This is a genomic window from Sphingomonas sp. ABOLH (assembly GCF_003951715.1).
Lineage (GTDB): Bacteria > Pseudomonadota > Alphaproteobacteria > Sphingomonadales > Sphingomonadaceae > Sphingomonas > Sphingomonas hankookensis_A.
Window position 1 is genome coordinate 57,926 of the sequence record NZ_QQWV01000004.1, and the last position, 19,180, is coordinate 77,105.

Consider the following 19,180-nt stretch of genomic DNA (forward strand, 5'->3'; position numbering starts at 1 on the left):
GCGGCGATCGCGCGATGTGTGTTGCGCGGCTAAAACAGTTGTGCGACAGGATTGCACCATGACCGATTCGATCCCGACCCGTCCCGATTTCGATGCGATGCGCCATGCGATGGTCGTCAGCCAGTTGCGTACCAGCGCCGTCAGCGACGTGCGCGTCGTCAGTGCGATGGGCGAGGTGCCACGCGAAGGCTTCGTGCCGCCCGCGCAGGCGGAGGTCGCCTATCGCGACGCACCGCTGCCGCTCAGTGGCGACCGCGCGATCAACCCGCCGCTGATTACCGGTCGCCTGCTGACCGCCGCCGAAGTGCAGCCGACCGACCGCGTGCTGCTGGTCGGGGCCGCCATGGGCTATGCCGCCGCCGTGCTCGCCCGGCTGGCCGGTTCGGTCGTGGCGCTGGAGGAGGATGCCGCGCTGGCCGCCGCCGCGCGCGACGCGATCGCGGACGCGACGGTGGAGGTGGTCGAAGGACCGCTCAATGCCGGTTGGGCGCAGGGTGCACCCTATGACGTCGTCGTCATCGACGGCGCCGTGGAGTCGGTTCCCGACGCGATCGTCACGCAGCTGGCCCCCGGCGGGCGGCTGACCACCGGCATCGTCGATCGCGGCGTGACCCGCCTGGCGCTGGGCCGTCGCACCGAGGGCGGTTTCGGGCTGGTCGATTTTGCCGATCTCGGCTGCGTCGAGCTGCCCGGTTTCGCCAAGCCCAAGACATTTCAGTTCGCAAGGTAAGGGACATATGCGGGGGGGGAAGTTCATTACCGGAGTCGCGGCGCTGGCGCTGCTGACCGGCCCGGCGAATGCGGAAACGCTGCGCGAGGCATTGGCGCGGGCCTATGCCACCAACCCGCAGCTGACCGGCGCGCGGGCGAACCTGCGCGCGACCGACGAGGGCGTACCGCTGGCGCGCTCGCAGGGCCTGCCGCAGGTCACGACCCAGAGCTCGGTGATCGAGAACGTCATCACCCCGGCAAGCCGCGGCTTCACCCAGGCCCCACGCCAGGGCACCGTGCAGGTGCAGGTATCGCAGTCGCTGTTCGCCGGCGGGTCGGTGCGCAACAATGTCCGCGCCGCCGATGCGCGGGTCGATGCCGGCCGTGCCAACCTGCGCAGCACCGAGGCGAATGTCTTCACGCTGGTCGTCGCCGCCTATAATGACGTCATCCGCGACGAAGCGATCGTCCGGCTGAACCAGCAGAATGTCCGCGTGCTGGAAGTGAACCTCCAGGCATCGAAGGACCGGTTCCAGGTCGGCGACCTGACCCGCACCGACGTTGCGCAGTCGGAGGCACGGCTGGCATCGGCGCAGGCGCAGTTGCGCAATGCCGAAGCGTCGCTGATCCGCAGCCGCGAAAACTATGTCGCGACCACCGGTTCGCCGGCCGCGACGCTCGACACGCCGCCGGTGCTCCCCAACCTGCCGGTCGATCCCAATGCGGCGGTCGGGGTGGCGGTTGCGAACAATCCCGCGCTGATCGCCGCGCGTCGTACCAGCGATGCCGCCGGGTTCGACGTCAGCGTGGCGCGCGCCAGCCGGCTGCCGACGATCAGCGCGGTCGGTGGCGGCGGCTATACCAGCTTCCTCGGATCGGCTGAGTCGGTGAACGGCATCGTGTTGCAGCAGGACGGCGGTCAGGCGCAGGTCGGCGTGCAGATGAGCCTGCCGCTGTGGCAGAGCGGCCGTCCGAGCGCCCAGATTCGCCGGGCGCAGGCGCTGGAAGGCGCCGCGATCGAACAGGTGACGCAGGTCGAACGTACCGTCGTTTCCGACGCCCGCTCGGCCTTCGCCGCGTGGCAGTCGGCGCTGCGCGTGATCCAGTCGTCGGAAGTGCAGGTCGCGGCGAACCGCCTGTCGCTGGAGGGCGTTCGCGCCGAGAACAGCGTGGGCACGCGCACGATCCTTGACATCCTGAACGCCGAACAGGAACTGCTCAATTCGCAGGTCCAGCTGGTGTCGGCCCGGCGCGACGCCTATGTCGCGGGCTTCGCGCTGCTGGCGGCGATGGGCAAGGCCGAGGCACGCGATCTGGGCCTCGACGGTGGCGCGCTCTACGATCCGACGGTCAATTACAGCCGGGTGCGCAACAATATCTGGGACTGGAGCGGCGATCCCGCGCCGGTGCCGATCGCGCCCAGCACGGTGAACAGCCCGGCGCAGACCCCGGTCGTCACCCGCGAACTCGATCCGTCGCTGCAGCGCAGCCCCAATCCGTACACCCCGACCCAGGGCATCGATGCCCCCAATCGGCAGGGCGGCGCCCCGCGCGCCACGCAGGGCGTTGACACGCCGCGCGCCAACCCCGACAGCTAAGCGTTCAGAGGCGATAGAGATGAGGGTTGCGATGGGCGATATCAGCAACGAAACGTCGATGGAGGACATCCTGTCCTCGATCAAGCGGATCATCGCCGAAGAGGGCGAAGGATCGGCCCAGGCGTTGCGCGGGCGCAAATCGATTCGGACTGCGCAGCAGGTCCGCGACATCGACGACCGCGACGAGGTGCTGGAACTGAACCAGAGCGTCGCCGCGCCGCCGCCTCCGCCGTCGCGGGTCGACGCGATGCGGGCAGAGGCGATGCGCGCCGAACCGCCGCGTGTCGAGCGTGCCCGTGCACCCGAACCGGAGCCCGAACCCGTCGCCGCCGCGCCCGCGCCGAAGGTCGATCCGTCGATCGTGTCGGAACGTGCCGCCGAGGCGAGCCGCGGTGCGCTCGACCAGCTGTCGCGGCTGGTCGTGAAGCCGGAAACGCCAGGTTCCGATTCGCTCGAAGGGCTGGTGCGCGAGATGCTCAGACCGATGCTGCGCGAATGGCTCGATGCGCAGCTGCCCGGCATCGTCGAATCGATGGTCGCGCGCGAGATCGCCCGGATCAGCGGGCGCGAGTAACGCCGCTCTCTTGCCCCCACTCTCTTGCAACGCCGCCGCATCCGCGCCATGCGGCGGTGCATGAGCGAACTGCCCAAGACTTTCGACCCCGCCGCCATCGAAGCGCGCTGGTATGCCCATTGGGAACAATGCGGCCTGTTCCGCCCCGAGCGTCCGAACGCGACGCCGTGGACCATCGTCAATCCGCCGCCCAACGTGACGGGCAGCCTGCATATCGGCCACGCGCTCGACAATACGCTGCAGGATATTCTGGTCCGTCATGCCCGGTTGCAGGGCAAGGACGCGCGCTGGGTCGTCGGCACCGACCATGCCGGCATCGCGACGCAGATGGTCGTCGAACGCCAGATGAACGCGGCCGGGCAGAAGCGCACCGACTTCACGCGTGACGCCTTCATCGAAAAGGTCTGGGACTGGAAGGCCGAAAGCGGCGGGCAGATCACGGGGCAGTTGCGGCGCCTGGGCTGTTCGATGGATTGGGCCAACGAACGCTTCACCATGGACGAGGGCTTTTCGAAGGCCGTGCTCAAGGTCTTCGTCGAGCTGCATCGGCAGGGCCTGCTTTATCGCGACAAGCGGCTGGTCAACTGGGACCCGGGCCTCGGCACCGCGATCAGCGATCTCGAGGTGGAGACGCGCGAGGTCAGAGGGAGCTTCTGGCGCCTGCGCTATCCGCTCGCCGACGGATCAGGCTTCATTGAGGTCGCGACGACGCGGCCCGAAACGATGCTGGCCGACATGGCGGTCGCGGTGCATCCCGACGACGCGCGGTATACCGCACTGATCGGCAAGCAGGTGCGCCTGCCGATCACCGGTCGCCTGATCCCGATCCTCGCCGACGAACATGCCGACCCCGAGCTCGGGTCGGGCGCGGTGAAGATTACGCCGGGCCATGACTTCAACGATTTCGAGGTCGGCCGCCGCGCGGGCTTCGAGGCCCGCGACATGCTCAACATGCTCGATGCCAAGGCGCGCATCGTCCAGACCGCGGACGGCCTGATCCCCGACGCGTTCCTCGGCCTGTCGACCGCCGACGCGCGCAAGGCGGTCGTCGCGCGGCTGAAGGACGAAGGCGTCCTGATCCCGCATGTCGACAAGGACGGCGCCGAACACGACGCCGAGCCACGCACGATCCAGACTCCGTTCGGCGACCGTTCGGGCGTGGTGATCGAGCCGTGGCTGACCGACCAATGGTATGTCGATGCCAAGACGTTGGCCCAGCCGGCGATCGAGGCGGTGCGGTCGGGCGCGGTCAAGATCGTGCCGAAATCGTGGGAAAAGACCTATTTCAACTGGATGGAGAATATCCAGCCTTGGTGCGTGTCGCGCCAGCTGTGGTGGGGGCATCGCATACCCGCGTGGTTCGCCGATGACGGTCGGGTGTTCGTCGCCGAGACCTATGAAGCGGCGCAGGCCGAGGCGGGCGAAGGCGTTGCGCTCAAGCAGGACGAGGACGTCCTCGACACCTGGTTCTCGTCTGCGCTGTGGCCCTTCGCGACCCTAGGCTGGCCGGAGAACACCGACCCGACGCTTGGCGGGCGCTACAGCAACGACGTGCTGATTTCGGGCTTCGACATCCTGTTCTTCTGGGACGCGCGGATGTTGATGCAGGGCATCCACTTCATGAAGGAGGTGCCGTTCAAGACGCTGTACCTCCACGGGCTCGTCCGTGCCGCCGATGGCGCCAAGATGTCGAAGTCGAAGGGCAACACCGTCGATCCGCTCGGGCTGATCGATCGCTATGGCGCCGACGCGCTGCGCTTCTTCATGGCGGCGATGGAGAGCCAGGGCCGCGACATCAAGATGGATGAGAAGCGGGTCGAGGGCTATCGCAACTTCGCGACGAAGCTGTGGAACGCGACCCGTTTTGCGCAGGCCAACGGCATCGGCGCATCAACGACGATCGAGCCGCCCCGGGCCGAGCTGGCGGTCAATCGCTGGATCATCGCCGAGACGATCGAGACGGTGCAGGCGCTGGACCTCGCGCTCGCCGATCTGCGCTTCGACGGTGCGGCGAACACGATCTACCAGTTCACGTGGAGCCGGTTCTGCGACTGGTATCTCGAACTGATCAAGCCGGTGTTGCAGGGTGGGGCCGAGAGCGGCGAGGAAACGCGCGCGGTCGCCGGTTGGGTGCTCGACCAGATATTGGTCATGCTCCACCCGTTCATGCCGTTCATCACCGAAGAATTGTGGCACGCGCTTGGGGCACGGTCGAACGACCTGCTCGTCGCCCGCTGGCCCATGGCGGATGCGCGGGCGATCGATCCGGCGGCACGCGAGGAGATCGACTGGCTGGTCCGGCTGGTGAGCGAAATCCGCGCGGCGCGGACCGAGCTGAACGTGCCGCCGGGCGCGCGCCTGTCGCTGCATGTTCGCGATGCTTCGGGCGAGACGGCCGAGCGGTTGGCGCGACAGGGTGCGGTGCTGGCGCGGCTAGCGCGGGTCGATGCGGTTGCGGGCGATGCGCCGGCCGGTGGCGCGTTGCAGATCGTAGTTGACGAAGCGACCTTCGTCCTGCCGCTGGGCGACGTTATCGATCTCGATGCGGAACGCGCCCGCCTGACCAAGGCGATCGCGGCGGCGGAGAAGGAGCGCGATGCGCTCGCCGGGCGGCTGGGCAATGCGAGCTTCGTCGAGCGCGCCAAGCCCGAAGCGGTCGAAAAGGCGCGGGCGGACCATGCCGACAAGATGACCGAGGCGGCACGGTTGCACGCGGCGCTGGGGCGGCTGGGCTAAGGTGCTTCGTCATTCCGGCGGAGGCCGGAATCCATGGATGGGGTGACGGCGGCGTTTCTGCCGTGAGCGCCCGACACAATGGATTCCGGCCTTCGCCGGAATGACGGGGTTTTTGTTGGCGACCCGCTCGTCATTCCCGCGAATGCGGGAATCCATAAACGCGACGGTTCGGTTCCATCGCTGGCGTCAGCGCTTATGGGTCCCCGCCTGCGCGGGGACGACGTCACTCTTCGACCGGCGCCATCACCTCGATGATCCCCGCCGCGATCTTCGCCATGACCGGCGTCTTCGCCAGCACCTCGCCATCGATTGAGATCGGCAGCGGCGGGTTGGTCTCGATCCGGAGCGACTGGCCGTGGAACGTCACGGTATCCACCCGGCGGGAGTCGAGCCGGAAGAAGCCGGCCGCCCAGTTGCGGGCCAAGCTGCGCTTGCCCTTGCCGCACACGACCTGAACGATGATCTCTCCGCTGTCCAACCGCGCTTCCTCGACCAGTTCGGTGCCGCCATGAAAGCGCCCGTTCGAGATGCGAACCTCGGTCGCCATCATCCGCTTGGCGCTAGCACCCTGGCCGACGATCAGCTCAAACGGATGGAACTTCGCGAATTGCAGCGAGGCCCAGGCGAGATAGCCGACCCGCCCGAACAGCTTCTTGACGCCATGCGGTACGGTCTTGGCGATCTGCGGCGACAGGCCGATTGCGGCGCAATTGGCGAAGTAATCGCCGTCGATCATGCCGAGGTCGATGCGGCGCGGCCGGCCTGTCTTCAGCACCTCCACTGCACCCGGAATGTCGAGCGGGATACCGAGCGTCCGGCAGAAGCTGTTGGCGGTGCCGAGCGGCAGCACGCCAAGAACGACGTCGTGCCCCAGCAGATAGTCGACCAGGCTGCTGATCGTCCCGTCACCCCCGCCCAGGATCACCATGTCCGGCTTGCGCTCCAGCGCGCGCTTCAGCGTCGGGACGAGCTGATCGGGGTCTTCGACGGCATGGGCGTCGACCTCGAACGCGGCGCCCTGCAAGGCGTGGCACGCCTGGGCGAACTGGTCCTGCCCGCTGCGTGACCGGGCGTTGACGATCATGGCGGCGGTGCGGATGCGGTTCATGGCGTCGGTAACGTTCCGTAACGAAAATGGACCCACGCGACTTTGGGTTGATCGCCCGGACGCCATGGCCCACAAGTCGCGCCATGTCCGCTGCTTATCCCGCGCTCCGCCTGCGCCGCACCCGCGCCACCGCATGGAGCCGCCGCCTCCACGCCGAAACCCTGCTGACGCCCGCCGACCTGATCTGGCCACTGTTCGTGACCGAGGGTGAGGGGGAGCCGGTCAAGGCGCTGCCCGGCGTATCGCGCTGGAACCTGTCGGGCATTGTCGATCGTGCCCGTGAAGCTCGCGATCTGGGCATTCCGGTCGTCGCGCTGTTCCCGAACACGCCGCGCGAACTTCGTAGCGACGATGGGGCGGAGGCGTTCAATCCCGACAATCTGATGTGCCGCGCGATCCGGGCGATCAAGGATGCGGTGCCGGAGGTCGGCGTGCTGACCGACGTCGCGCTCGACCCCTACACCTCGCATGGGCATGACGGCATCGTCGATGCATCGGGATATGTGCTGAACGACGTGACGTCGGAGGCGCTGGTCCGGCAGGCGCTGGTGCAGGCGGAGGCGGGCAGCGATATCGTCGCGCCGTCCGACATGATGGACGGCCGCGTCGCCGCGATCCGCGACGCGCTGGAAAGCGGTGGCCATCCCAATGTGCAGATAATGGCTTACGCCGCCAAGTACGCCAGCGCCTTCTACGGCCCGTTCCGCGATGCGGTCGGGACCCATGGCCTGCTGAAGGGCGACAAGAAGACCTATCAGATGGACCCGGCCAATAGCGAGGAAGCGTTGCGCGAGGTCGCGCTCGACCTGGCCGAGGGCGCCGACAGCGTGATGGTGAAACCGGGGCTACCCTATCTCGACATCATCACCCGCGTGAAGGCGGCGTTCGAAGTCCCAGTGTTCGCATATCAGGTATCGGGCGAATATGCGCTGATCGAGGCCGGCGTGGCGGCAGGCGTGGCGGATCGCGATGCGATGGTGCTGGAGACACTGCTGGCGTTTAAGCGTGCCGGCTGTTCGGGGGTGCTGACCTATCATGCCGCCCATGCCGCCCGGCTGCTGGGCGCATGATCGACACCGGGCGACTGGTCCTGCGGCGGTGGCAGGACCGTGACCGCGAAACCTTCTACGCCCATTGCGCCGATCCGGACGTCATGCGCTATTTTCCGGCGCTGCTCAGCCGCGAGGAAGTGGATGCCGCCATTGCGCGGCAGGACGGCTACATGGCGAGCCACGGCTTCTGCTTCTGGGTCGCCGAAGACCGTTCGAGCGGTCGGATGCTGGGCTTTTGCGGGTTGAAGCCGGGTGCCGAGGGGACGCCGCTGGAGGGTTCGGTCGAGATCGGCTGGCGGTTCGGCAAGGAACATTGGGGGCGGGGCTATGCGCGTGAGGCGGCGGAAGCGTCGCTTGCCTGGGGGTTCGCCAATCTGCCGGTCGAACGGATCGGCGCGATCACCGTCCTTGCCAACACGCGTAGCTGGGGGTTGATGGAGCGGATCGGCATGACCCGTTCGCCGCAGGAGGATTTCGATCATCCGGTCGTCGCCGATGACAGCCCGTTGAAACGCCACATCACCTATTGGAAGACGCGTCCGTGACGATACCCGACCGGACCGCCGGCTGGCCAATCCGCTGGATCTTCATGACCACGATCCTCGCCGGATCGTTCCTGCTGTTCCTCGTGCAGCCGATGGTCGCGCGCATGGCGTTGCCGCAGCTGGGCGGCGCGCCGGCGGTGTGGAATTCGGCGATGCTGGTGTACCAGGCGCTGCTGCTCGGCGGCTATGCCTATGCCCATCTGCTCGGCAAGCTGATGCCCAAGGCGCAGGCGGCGGTGCATATTCTCGTCCTGCTCTGCGCGGCGGTGTGGTTGCCGATCGGAGTCAATTCGACTCCGACGCCGACCGGGGTAGAACCGGCGCTGTGGACGCCGTGGCTGCTGACCGCCTCGATCGGCCCGCTGTTCTTCGCCGTGTCGGCACAGGCGCCGCTGCTGCAACGCTGGTTCGCCTTTGTCTGTCCCGGCCGCGACCCCTATGCGCTCTATGCCGCGTCGAATGTCGGCAGCTTTGCCGGGCTGCTGGCCTATCCGCTGCTGGTCGAACCTCTGCTGCCGGTTCGGGCGCAGAGCTGGGGCTGGAGCATCGGCTATGTGCTGCTGTTCGTACTGGTGATCGGCTGCGGATGGCTGTTGCCGCATCGCCGTGAACAGGCGGTCCCGCTGGACAAGGGCGAAGCACCGGGCACGCGGCGCGTGCTGCACTGGATCGTGCTGGCGCTGGTGCCGTCGGGACTGATGCTCGCGACCTCGACCTTCCTGACGACCGACATCGTGGCAGTGCCGTTGCTGTGGGTATTGCCGCTGGGGCCGTATCTGCTCAGCTTCACCGTGGCGTTCGCCGCGCGGCGGGGGCTGGCCGATGCAATCGCTCGCTACGCACCGATCACGATCCTCGTGTTCGGCGGGATGATGATCGGCGGGCATCACGACTTTCCGCTGCTCAGTGCACTGGCCGCGCTGATGCTGCTGTTTGCGGTCTCGGTCACGCTCCATGCGCACATGTATGCGTTGCGGCCGGCGCCGGGTCGGTTGACTGGCTTCTATCTCGCCATGTCGGTCGGCGGGGCGTTGGGCGGGGTATTCGCCGGGCTGATCGCGCCGGTCCTGTTCGACTGGACCTATGAATATCCGCTGCTGATCCTGGCCGCGGGCATGCTCGCGCCGCTGCCGTTTCTGCTGCCGGCGACCCAGCGTCTGTGGGAAACGGGCGGGGTGAAGCTGCGCGTCGCGGTGATCCTGATCATCGGCGTGCTGGTCGCCATGGGTATGACCAATCCCGGCGGGATGCTCGGCGCCAAGCCCGATGCGGTCGCGTTTTTCGGGATCGTCGCGGTCGGACTGTTCGCAATCGGTGCGCGCGCGCCGTTCGTCTTCGCGCTTGCCGCCGCGCTGTTCCTGTTCGGCGGCTATCGCGCGATCGCGTTGTCGCTGGAGCCGGGTGCGCGAACGCGGAGCTATTTCGGCGTCTACACGATCATGCGGGGGCAAGGCGTCAACGAACTCCAGCACGGCACGACGCTGCACGGTATCCAGCTGACCGGGTCGCCGGAGCGGGAACGGACGCCGACGACCTATTATGTGCGGGGCTCGGGCGTGGGTGAGGCGTTGCGCGCGGCCCCGTCGCTCTACGGCCCGGCGGCGCGGATCGGCATTGTCGGCCTCGGGACCGGGACGCTCGCCTGCTATGCGCAGCCGGGACAGCATTGGCGCTTCTATGAGATCGATCCGGTCGTAGTGCGGATTGCGCGCGACTCCGGTGCCTTCACCTTCCTGCGGCGTTGTGCACCCAGTGCGCAGATCGTAGTCGGCGACGCGCGGTTGAGCCTATCGCAGGAGCCGGCAGGCAACCTCGACCTGCTGGCGCTCGACGCCTTTTCGTCCGACGCCGTGCCGATGCACCTGATGACGCGCGAGGCGTTCGAGACTTACGGCCGGGTGCTCGGGCGGCGCGGGCTGCTGCTGGTCCATGTGTCGAACCGCTATCTCGACCTGGGCCCGGTCGTCGCGCGGACGGCGGGTGGATGGATGGCGGCGCAGCTGCCCTATCAGCCCAAATCATCCGACCCGGCCGAAACCGGTTCGCTGTGGATCGCGCTGACCCGCGATCCGGAAGTGCTGGGCACGCTGCTGACGTCGGGTGGGGATTGGGAACCGTTGCCAGTGACCGACACCGCGCCATGGACCGACGACTATGCGTCGATCCTGCCGGTCCTGCGCGCGCTGCAATAGTTATTTGAGGCGTGCGTTGAGCGACGCAATGGTGGCGCGCTGTTCGGTCGAGGCGGCGTTCGCCTTGGCCAGTGCGGCATCAAGCGCCGGGTAGGGCGGGGCGCCGGCCGCCGCCCGATCGATCGCTAGGCGTTCGAGTTCGGCCAGCGGCACGTCGATCGCCGTCCGTGCGACGTCCAGTTCGGCGAGCGCCACCTGCGCGCCCAGCCAGCGCTCGCTGCCCTCCGCGGTGCCCGCGGCGGCATTGACGGTCTTCCCTACCCGGGCCGCCGCCGCATCGAAGGCGCTTTTCGCGCCGGTGACCTCGCGGGTCAGCGTCGCGATCTTGGCGTCGAGCGCGGCGTCGGGCGTCGCCACCGGGACCGGGCGAACCGGTTCGGCCAGGCTGATCTTTTCGATCGGGCGCGGCAGCAGCGAGGGATAATCCCCCGCCGGCGCGGCGCAGGCCGACAACAGGGCGGCGGGCAGGACGAGCGGGATCGCGGAGCGGGTCATGGCCCACCGATACCCATGCAAAAAAATTGACACAACGGGGTTGCCAGCCGGGGAGGTGGCCTGTAGCAGGCGACCTCCACCGGGCACCCGTAGCTCAGCTGGATAGAGCATCAGACTACGAATCTGAGGGTCGGACGTTCGAATCGTTCCGGGTGCGCCATGGAAAACCCCGCCATGTCATGCGACTTGGCGGGGTTTTCTTTGTCCGGACGGCATGACGTTCGGCGGCATGAAATTTCCCTGCCGAACCGACTTGCCAGACCGGAAAAGCCTCTCTAACAGGCGGCCTCCACCGGGCACCCGTAGCTCAGCTGGATAGAGCATCAGACTACGAATCTGAGGGTCGGACGTTCGAATCGTTCCGGGTGCGCCATGGAAAACCCCGCCAGGTCATGCGACTTGGCGGGGTTTTCTTTGTCGGCTTATCGTTGGTAGGCGTAGGGGCCGACGACCGTACCCGTGAACCCTCCCGCCATGCGCGTGCTGAGGAAGCGGATATCGACATCCTTGACCAGCGTAGTGCGCTTGCCACCGATTGCATAATCGACCGCCATCGTCCCGCGATCCGCGCGCAGCGTCAGCGTGACGGGACCCGTGCCGGTAAGCGGTGCGCTCGCCACCAGCTGCTCGGTGCCCTTGGCGCGGGTGTAGAGCGCGATCACCGGCTTGCCGGCGAGGCGGGTAATGCCGAAGAACAGATAGCTTTCGTCGCTCTGCATCGCGACCAGCCCGGCGCGGTCGCCGTCCCGACGCGGCGAGAAGCGGACGGTCGTCGCCATCGTCGCGATATGATGCTGCTGACGCCGTCCGACAAAGCCGGGCACGCCATTCTGGTCGCCGATCGCCGCACCGCCATCGATCAGCAGGTCGCCGCCGGCAAGGCGATAGACGGGGGCCTTGGGCGTGCGGACGCCGATCCACTGCATCGCGAGCTTCGAACCATCGAACTCGTCGACATAGCCGAAATCGCCGCTGGTCGGCAGCTTCGGCGCAGGCTGGCTCGGCAGTTTGGGGCGATCGGCGACGAACGGTACGCGCTGTCCGGCAGGCAGGATCGTCGGCCAGCCATCCTTCCACGTTACCGGCAGCAGGAACGTCTCGCGCCCGATATTATAATAGTCGTCGCCATACGGTCGCACCGCGAGGAAGGTCGCCCACCAGTCGCCATTCTGCGTCTGCACCAGCTCCGCATGGCCCGCTGCCGAGATCGGGTCGGCGCGATCGTTCGGCAGGTCGCGCTGCGTCAGGATCGGATTGCCGCTCCACGGCACGAACGGCCCACGCAGTTCCTTCGACCGGAACACGACCTGCGAATGATTGACGCTCGTCCCGCCTTCGGCCGCGGTCAGATAATACCAGCCGTCCTTCCGGAAGATATGCGGTCCTTCGATCCACACCGGCTTCTTCGACAGGTCGACGCCGCCATTGATGAGTTGGGTCGATTCACCCACCATCTTGCCCGCGCGCCAGTCATATTCCTGGATCCAGATCGCACGGTGGCCGTCATAGCGCGGCGGTTCGTTCGGTGCGCGGTTGTTGACGATATAGGCTCGGTCGTTCTCCCAATAGATCGATGGGTCGATGCCCTCGAACGGCAGCCAAATCGGGTTCGACCACGGGCCCTTAGGGTCCTTGGCGGTGATGACGAAGTTGCCGCGACACTGGACGCAGGTGTTGACGATGTAAAAGGTGCCATCGTGGTAGCTGATGTCCGGTGCGAAGACCGCTTCGGACACCCGCCGCCCGCTGAAATCCAGCTGTTCGGGCCGGTCGATCGCGTTGGCGATCTGCGTCCAGTTCACCAGGTCGCGCGAATGGAAGATCGGCAGGCCTGGATAATGGGCGAAGGACGACAAAGCGAGATAATAGTCGTCGCCCACCCGGATCACCGACGGATCGGGATAATAGCCCGACAGGATCGGGTTGCGATACTGGTTCGGACCCGGCGTGGCGCGCTCGACGCTGCGGCCGTCATAGGTGAAGCGGCTGAACCGGGCTGGCTCGGCCATGGCGGTGCCGATGCTAGCGGTCAGCAGCAGGCCGGTCATCAGGGTGCGGAACATCGATCGCTCTTTCGTTGGCAGGAGTTCAGGCGCGGTCAAGGCGGAACAGCGCGGCGCCATGCGGCGGCACGTCGGCCTCGACCCGGTCGGCAACCGTCCCGATGTCCCGCCGGGCCCACAGGTCGCGCACCCGCACCGACTCGCGCAGGTCGAGCCAGCGCAGGTCGACGCCCGGCCGCGACGGCTTGTCGCCCGGATTGAACAGCGCGAGATAGGTCGACCCGGTTGGACTGCGTGCGGTCCAGGCGCGCATGCCGTCCTGGACATGCAGGGGGCGGTTGGCCGAACTGCTCTGGTTGACGGCGATGACCTCCGGATTGGTCAGCAGGTCGAGCGTGGCCGCGTCGAGATGGCGCAGGTCGCCGCCCATGATGAGCGGCGACCGGGCAATCGACCACAGCGTCATCAGCGTACGCTGTTCGGCCGGCGTGAACTTGGTGTCGCGCTGCCCTAGTGCCAGTCGGCCGAGCGGCAGCATGTCGGCATCGGGCCAGCCCCCGGGCCCCGCGAAACGCTGCCAATTCTCCAGGCGGACGAACTGCGCGTCGAGCAGTGGCCATTCGTCCCGGAAATCGTCGCTGATCCGCCACATCTGCGCATGCGCCCAGACATGGTCGGCACTGGCGAGCGGGGTTTCGCCCGGCGACAGGCTCAGCAGGATCGGGCGGCCGGAACGGCCGATCGCCTTTGCCGCCCCCTCGATCTCCGGCGCGTGCGAGTCATAGGGACGGCTCATATCGTCCATTTTGACCAGATCGACGCCCCAGTCGGCATATTGCGCGAACACGCTGTCGTAATAGGCCTGCGCAGCGGGATGGCGCATGTCGACGCCGTACATGTCGCTGTTCCACGAACAGATACTGGTTTGGTCGGCAATGTCCTGCGCGCGATACCGGGTGCCCAGGATCGGGAGGTTGCGCCGTACCGCTTCGCGCGGGATGCCGCGCATCAAATGGATGCCGAATTGCAGCCCCATCGCGTGCACCCGGTCGGCGATCGATCGAAAGCCCCGGCCATCGGCTGCGGACGGGAAGCGCTTGGGATCGGGTTGCAGCCGGCCATACGCATCCAGCACCGGCACTGCATCCGCGCGATAGGCATAGCCGGTCGCACCCGGTTCGTACCACTGGATGTCGATGGTGAAGATCGAATAGCCCGCCGGCAACAACCGGTCGCGCATGATCGTGGCGGTTTCCATCGCCTGCGCTTCGGTGATGGTCGTCGCGAAGCTGTTCCAGCTGTTCCAGCCCATCGGCGGTGTCTGCGCCAGCTTCGGCTTCTCCCGGGGCGCTGCCGTCGCGCCGACGGACCCGGCGAGAACCGGAACGGTGGCGGCGCCGACGAGAAGGCTGCGGCGGGTAATGTCTGATGCCACGTCGGTTGCTCCGGTCAGTCGTGGAAGGAAGTCGCTCACCGCGCCGCGCGCAGCGTGAAGCGGTCGATGTCGAGATAGCCGTTACCCGGCTTGGCGTTGTAGCAGGACAGTACCATCTGCTGCCCCTGGAAGGTGCCGGTCCGCCACGCGAAGGCGAGGGGGAACGCCCCGCCCGCCGCCACCCAACGCTTCCCGTCGCGACTGTACGACAGACGGCCTTGGTCGGTAGTGAAATCGAGGTCGAGACCGATCCACAGGGTCGACCCGGCAAAGGCTATCGGCGGTGCCCGATCCTTGACCACCGGCCCCGTCTCGGTACTTTCGATCACGTCCATCGCCAGCCGGGCGGCACCGCGATCGTCGCGGCTGACGGCGAGTGTCGCGCTATATTGGCCGAACGTCCCGAAGCCGCAGCGGTCGCCGGCCGCGATACCGCTAATGTCCAGCTTCACCTCCGCCCGGCTGCGCGGACCCTGCGCCTTCTGCGTCAGCGTGTTGCGCGCCCGCCAGAGGCCGTCCGCCCGGGTCGGGCGCAGCCGAAGGAAGCCGGGCCGCTGGGTCAGCGACCAGCGTGTGTCGTCAGGATTATGGTTCCATTGCCATTGCTGCCCCAGTTTCGCCGAGGAAAAGTCGTCGGACGTCGCCGGTTCGGCAAAGGGGAACCCCGCAATCGGCTTGGCCGCCCGCTCCGGCACGCGGCCCGGTGCGTCGGGCGTGCCCCAGACCGGCCAGTCGTCCTGCCAGAAGACGGGACTGAGGTTCGTCGTCCGTCCGATCGACCCGGCGTCGAGCATGACGAACCCGACCCATTTGCCGTCGGCGGTATCGACCAGCGCCCCCTGATGCCCGCCGCTGCGATCGTCGACCTGCGGCCGGGTTTCCCATGGGCCGTACAGGCTGTGGGCGCGCGACACGGTCAGCCCCAGCCGCCGGGGGATCGCGTTGAACAGATAATAATATTGCCCGCGCCGGATGATCTTCGACCCCTCGGCCCCGGCGTTGTAATGAACCTTGCGGTCGTCGACGACGCGACGCAGGCCGGGGTCGAGCTTCAGCAGGCGGATGGTGCCGTCCGAACCGATCGCGGTCGCGATATAGGCGGTGCCATCGGGTTCGATGAAAAGGCCGGGGTCGAATGCCTCCCGGTCCAGTTCGTTCATCACCCATGGGCCGCGTGGATCGCGCGAACGATAGATGCGCGTGTTCTGCCCGACCGGCGTCACGGCCACATAGAACGTCCCATCGTGATACCGCAGGCTGGCGGCGAACAGTCCCCGCCGATAGGCGTCTTTGCCATTGTCCAGCCGATAATCGGGACGATCGTCCAGCCGGGGCACGACATGGCTGAACAGCCGCCAGTTTACGAGGTCCTTCGAATGCAGCAGCGTCAGCCCCGGCGCGTTGGCAAAGGTCGTCGTGACGAAGTAATAATCGCTGCCGACCCGGATGATGTCGGGATCCGGATAATCGGCGAACAGCAACGGGTTGCGATAGGTGCCATCGCCCTGGTCCGATCGCCAGACCTGCGCCGAAGCGGGGCCGCCCGCCGCCAATGCCATGGCCAGCACGGCCACGCCCGTCATCGTCCCGCCCCGCATCTTCTCTCCTGACGACGGTGTCTGTTTGCCCGCTATTAGTCTGGGTATTGATGGAAGAAATTGCGGTCAACGGCTATTATCCACAGCGCTTGGTCGTCTGCCCCGGCCATCGGGCAAGTTCGTCCCGGTGGAGCATCGAAGCACGGTTTGACGACGGCTCCCGCCGTGCCTAGCGTATCGCTTCACTGGCGCGCGCAAATGCCCGCTCAATATTGGTTATACAATACGATGGCGACATCGGGTGCTCGATGCGGATCGAAGCCGAGGACGAAGGAAACGACGTGAACACGGACAGCGCATTGGAGGAAGAAGACATCGTCGCCGCCGAGACGACCGGTGCGTTGGGCGATCACGCCGGATCGTCGCGCAAGGGATCGGGGCGACGCCTCCGCGGGGCAGTCGCGCATTATCTCGGCACGGCAATCGTGTCCGGCCGGATCGCGCCGGGGGAATTGCTGACCGGCGAAGTTGCCAATGCCGAGGCGCTCGACGTGTCGCGCAGCGCCTATCGCGAGGCGGTGCAGGTGCTGACCGCCAAGGGGCTAGTCGAAAGCCGTCCGAAGATCGGCACCCGCGTCCTGCCGCGCCGCCGCTGGAACTTCCTCGACCCGATGGTCTTGGCGTGGGCGTTCGAGGGGGAACCGAACATCGCCTTTGTCCGCGGGCTGTTCGAACTGCGCTCGGTCGTCGAGCCGGCGGTGGCGCGACTGGCGGCCGAACGGCGTGACAAGGACGACATCAAGGCGCTGAAGACTGCGCTGGCCGGCATGCGTCGCCATACCCTCGCGACCGAAGCCGGTCGGGCGGCGGACCGCGATTTCCACGATGCGCTGATCTTCGCCACCCATAACGAGACGTTCGTGGCGCTGAGCGCCAGTATCGGCGCGGCAGTGAACTGGACGACGCAGTTCAAACAGCGGCAGCGCGCGCTGCCGCGCGACCCGGTCCCCGATCACGCGCGGGTGTTCGACGCCATCGTGGCGGGCGACGCACGGGCGGCGGAAGACGCGATGAACGCTCTGGTGACGCTGGCGCTGGAGGATACCCGCTCGGCGATGGGCTGATCGCCGACCCGATCCGTACGCGCGGTGGCTGGCGCAGCTTCGCGGCCTTTGCCATGGTAGCGCTCACACGCGAATCGGGGAGAGGCTATGCGTTCGGTCATGGGATGGGCGGCGGGTCTGACGGCCGCGTTGCTGGCGGGAAGCGCGCCGGCATGGGCGCAGGCAACCGCGCCCAGCTTGGCGAATATCTTCGGCGATCATGCCGTCCTGCAGCGTGATCGGCCGATCACGGTCTGGGGCGATGCCACGCCGGGCGAAAAAGTGACCGTCCGACTGGCCGATCGCAGCGTCACTGCCGTCGCCGCCAAGGACGGCAAGTGGCGTGCGACCTTGCCGGCGATGCACGCGGGCGGTCCTTATACGCTGAGCGTCGGCGGGACGGCGGGTGCACCGGCGCAGCAGCTGTCCGACGTGCTGGTCGGCGACGTCTTCCTGTGCGGTGGCCAGTCGAACATGGAATTCCAGGTTAGTCATGCGACTGGGCTGGAGGTCATTCCGTCGGCGAACGACGCCCAGTTGCGCTTCACCACCATTCCGGACGTCAGCGTGCCGGCACCCGCCGCCGAACTGCCTGCGCGGGCGCAGTGGAAGGCGGTGTCGCCGGAAACCGTCAGCGATGCGTCGGCAGTCTGCTATTTCATGGCCCGATCGCTGCGTACGACCGAACAGGTGCCGATGGGCTTCATCGCCTCCGAATGGGGCGGCACGCGGATCGAAAGCTGGATCAGCGCGCCGTCGCTCGGCAAGCTGCCGGGCTTTGCCGACCGGCTGGCGAGCGTGGCGACCTTCGGCTCCGATCCGGCGGCGGCGGTCGCGCGGGAGGGCGCCCGGCGGGAGGCGATCTGGGATGGGTTCGATCCGGCGGCAAAGAAGGAGCGGGCGTTCCGCGCTGCAACGTTCGACGATAGCGGCTGGGCGACGCTTCCCGCGGATGACGGGCAACTGCCCGCGGCCGACCGCGCCGGCCTTGAAGGCGTCGTGTGGTTGCGCACGACCATCGACCTGACGCCCGAACAGGCCGCGGCGGCCCGGCGGATCCAGCTGGGACCGATCGGCAAGTTCGACGAAACCTATATCAACGGCCGCTATGTCGGCGGCGGCAGCGTCGACTGGGTCTGGCGCAATTACGAATTTCCGTCCGGCACGCTGAAGGCCGGGCGCAACGTCGTCGCGGTCCGCGTGGTCGGCGCGAACGGGCGGATGGCGATCACCAACGCCGGCAACCGCGCCATCGGCCTTGGCGATGGCGGCACGGTGCCGCTCAACGGTCCGTGGCGCTACCGGATCGGCAGCCGGATCGGGAATGTGCAGGTGCCGCCCGCGCCTTGGGAAGTCCCGAACAGCCTGACGACGCTCTACAACGGGATGATCGCTCCGCTCGCCGGCTACGGGCTGAAGCTCGCCGCATGGTATCAGGGGGAATCGAACGCCGGCGAGGCGAGGGCCTATCGCGGGCTGCTGACGACGCTGATGGCGGATTGGCGGCGAACCTTCGCCCAGCCGGACCTGCCCTTCTTCGTCGTGCAGCTGACCGCCTTTGGCAAGCCGCAGACCGTACCGGTCGATTCGGGCTGGGCGGCGCTGCGCCAGGCACAGGCGGAGGCGGTCGCGGCCGACGCCCATGCCGGCCTGGGCGTGACGCTGGACGTCGGCGACCGGTTCGACATCCACCCGGCGCAGAAGAAGGTCGTGGGCGAACGCCTCGCCCGACTCGCCCGTGTCGTCGCCTATCGTCAGCCGGGCTTTCGCAGCGGACCGGAGGCGGTGGAGGCGGTGCGGCAAGCCGGCGATATCGTCGTCCGCTTCCGCAATGTGACCGGCGGGCTGCAACGCTATGGCGGCGCTTCGGCGATCGGGTTCGAACGGTGCGCCGGGACCATGTGCAGCTTCGTCGACGGGATGGTACAGGGCGACGCGATCGTGCTGCCCGGTGCCAACCGGCCGGAGGTGACGACGATCCGCTATGCCTGGTCCGACGCGCCGTTCGTCAACCTGTTCGATGGCGCCGACCTGCCAGCCGCGCCGTTCACGCTGCCGGTCCGCTGACGGGTAGGCGGCGGGGCAGGCGC

At 67.3% G+C, this 19,180-nt stretch carries 14 protein-coding genes and 2 tRNA genes; 11 read left to right on the plus strand and 5 right to left on the minus strand.

Annotated elements, in window-relative coordinates; genetic code table 11:
• Window positions 1-58 precede the first annotated feature (58 nt).
• The 4 genes from CA237_RS03100 to CA237_RS03115 are packed head-to-tail and all read left to right on the plus strand — an operon-like array spanning window position 59 to window position 5,619.
• Window positions 59-730 carry a protein-L-isoaspartate O-methyltransferase gene (locus CA237_RS03100; protein WP_126012745.1) on the plus strand — a complete coding sequence of 224 codons (672 nt, stop codon included), beginning with the start codon at window positions 59-61 and terminating at the stop codon, window positions 728-730.
• 7 nt (window positions 731-737) lie between these two features.
• A complete protein-coding gene (locus CA237_RS03105) occupies window positions 738-2,309 on the plus strand; it encodes a TolC family outer membrane protein (RefSeq protein ID WP_126012748.1) in 1,572 nt (523 codons plus the stop codon).
• A 19-nt stretch (window positions 2,310-2,328) separates the two neighbouring features.
• Window positions 2,329-2,883, plus strand: coding sequence for a DUF2497 domain-containing protein (locus CA237_RS03110; protein ID WP_232307835.1), 555 nt, complete (start codon window positions 2,329-2,331; stop codon window positions 2,881-2,883).
• 60 nt (window positions 2,884-2,943) lie between these two features.
• Entirely contained in the window at window positions 2,944-5,619 is a 2,676-nt protein-coding gene (locus CA237_RS03115; RefSeq protein WP_066687780.1) for a valine--tRNA ligase, read from the plus strand.
• Window positions 5,620-5,842: 223 nt separating this feature from the next.
• Here CA237_RS03115 and CA237_RS03120 read toward each other — a convergent pair whose 3' ends face one another.
• Window positions 5,843-6,727 carry a diacylglycerol kinase family protein gene (locus CA237_RS03120; protein ID WP_066687794.1) on the minus strand — a complete coding sequence of 295 codons (885 nt, stop codon included), beginning with the start codon at window positions 6,725-6,727 and terminating at the stop codon, window positions 5,843-5,845.
• Between the two features lie 83 nt (window positions 6,728-6,810).
• Here CA237_RS03120 and hemB point away from each other — a divergent pair, with 83 nt between their 5' ends.
• Genes hemB through CA237_RS03135 form a run of 3 tightly spaced genes read left to right on the plus strand, consistent with a single transcriptional unit; the run spans window position 6,811 to window position 10,516 of the window.
• Entirely contained in the window at window positions 6,811-7,797 is a 987-nt protein-coding gene (gene hemB / locus CA237_RS03125; RefSeq protein WP_126012751.1) for a porphobilinogen synthase, read from the plus strand.
• A complete protein-coding gene (locus tag CA237_RS03130; RefSeq protein WP_066687802.1) occupies window positions 7,794-8,324 on the plus strand; it encodes a GNAT family N-acetyltransferase in 531 nt (176 codons plus the stop codon). The genes hemB and CA237_RS03130 overlap by 4 nt, the downstream gene beginning before the upstream one ends.
• Before the next feature lie 44 nt (window positions 8,325-8,368).
• Window positions 8,369-10,516 carry a fused MFS/spermidine synthase gene (locus CA237_RS03135; RefSeq protein WP_126012823.1) on the plus strand — a complete coding sequence of 716 codons (2,148 nt, stop codon included), beginning with the start codon at window positions 8,369-8,371 and terminating at the stop codon, window positions 10,514-10,516.
• On the opposite strand, the gene CA237_RS03140 is transcribed toward CA237_RS03135, so the two are convergent.
• Window positions 10,517-11,011: a hypothetical protein gene (locus CA237_RS03140; protein ID WP_066687804.1), complete on the minus strand. Its 495-nt coding sequence runs from the start codon at window positions 11,009-11,011 to the stop codon at window positions 10,517-10,519.
• Window positions 11,012-11,094: 83 nt separating this feature from the next.
• On the opposite strand from CA237_RS03140, the gene CA237_RS03145 reads away from it, so the two are divergent.
• Both CA237_RS03145 and CA237_RS03150 read left to right on the plus strand, forming a co-directional pair.
• A tRNA-Arg gene (locus tag CA237_RS03145) sits at window positions 11,095-11,171 on the plus strand.
• A 136-nt stretch (window positions 11,172-11,307) separates the two neighbouring features.
• A tRNA-Arg gene (locus CA237_RS03150) sits at window positions 11,308-11,384 on the plus strand.
• 49 nt (window positions 11,385-11,433) lie between these two features.
• On the opposite strand, the gene CA237_RS03155 is transcribed toward CA237_RS03150, so the two are convergent.
• From CA237_RS03155 to CA237_RS03165, 3 genes are read right to left on the minus strand one after another with little or no spacing between them, the layout of a single operon-like run.
• Window positions 11,434-13,074 (minus strand): glycoside hydrolase family 43 protein, encoded by a 1,641-nt coding sequence (locus tag CA237_RS03155; RefSeq protein ID WP_066687806.1) that lies wholly within the window; start codon window positions 13,072-13,074, stop codon window positions 11,434-11,436.
• A 25-nt stretch (window positions 13,075-13,099) separates the two neighbouring features.
• Window positions 13,100-14,449 carry a glycoside hydrolase family 27 protein gene (locus CA237_RS03160; RefSeq protein WP_241215420.1) on the minus strand — a complete coding sequence of 450 codons (1,350 nt, stop codon included), beginning with the start codon at window positions 14,447-14,449 and terminating at the stop codon, window positions 13,100-13,102.
• A 35-nt stretch (window positions 14,450-14,484) separates the two neighbouring features.
• Window positions 14,485-16,047 carry a glycoside hydrolase 43 family protein gene (locus CA237_RS03165; protein WP_126012755.1) on the minus strand — a complete coding sequence of 521 codons (1,563 nt, stop codon included), beginning with the start codon at window positions 16,045-16,047 and terminating at the stop codon, window positions 14,485-14,487.
• 314 nt (window positions 16,048-16,361) lie between these two features.
• Between CA237_RS03165 and CA237_RS03170 the strand changes: the two genes are divergently transcribed.
• The gene (locus tag CA237_RS03170; protein ID WP_066688122.1) at window positions 16,362-17,111 is read left to right on the plus strand and encodes a FadR/GntR family transcriptional regulator; all 750 of its coding nucleotides are present in this window, start codon (window positions 16,362-16,364) and stop codon (window positions 17,109-17,111) included.
• Between the two features lie 87 nt (window positions 17,112-17,198).
• Window positions 17,199-19,157 (plus strand): sialate O-acetylesterase, encoded by a 1,959-nt coding sequence (locus CA237_RS03175; RefSeq protein ID WP_206432940.1) that lies wholly within the window; start codon window positions 17,199-17,201, stop codon window positions 19,155-19,157.
• The last annotated feature ends 23 nt before the right edge of the window (window positions 19,158-19,180 follow it).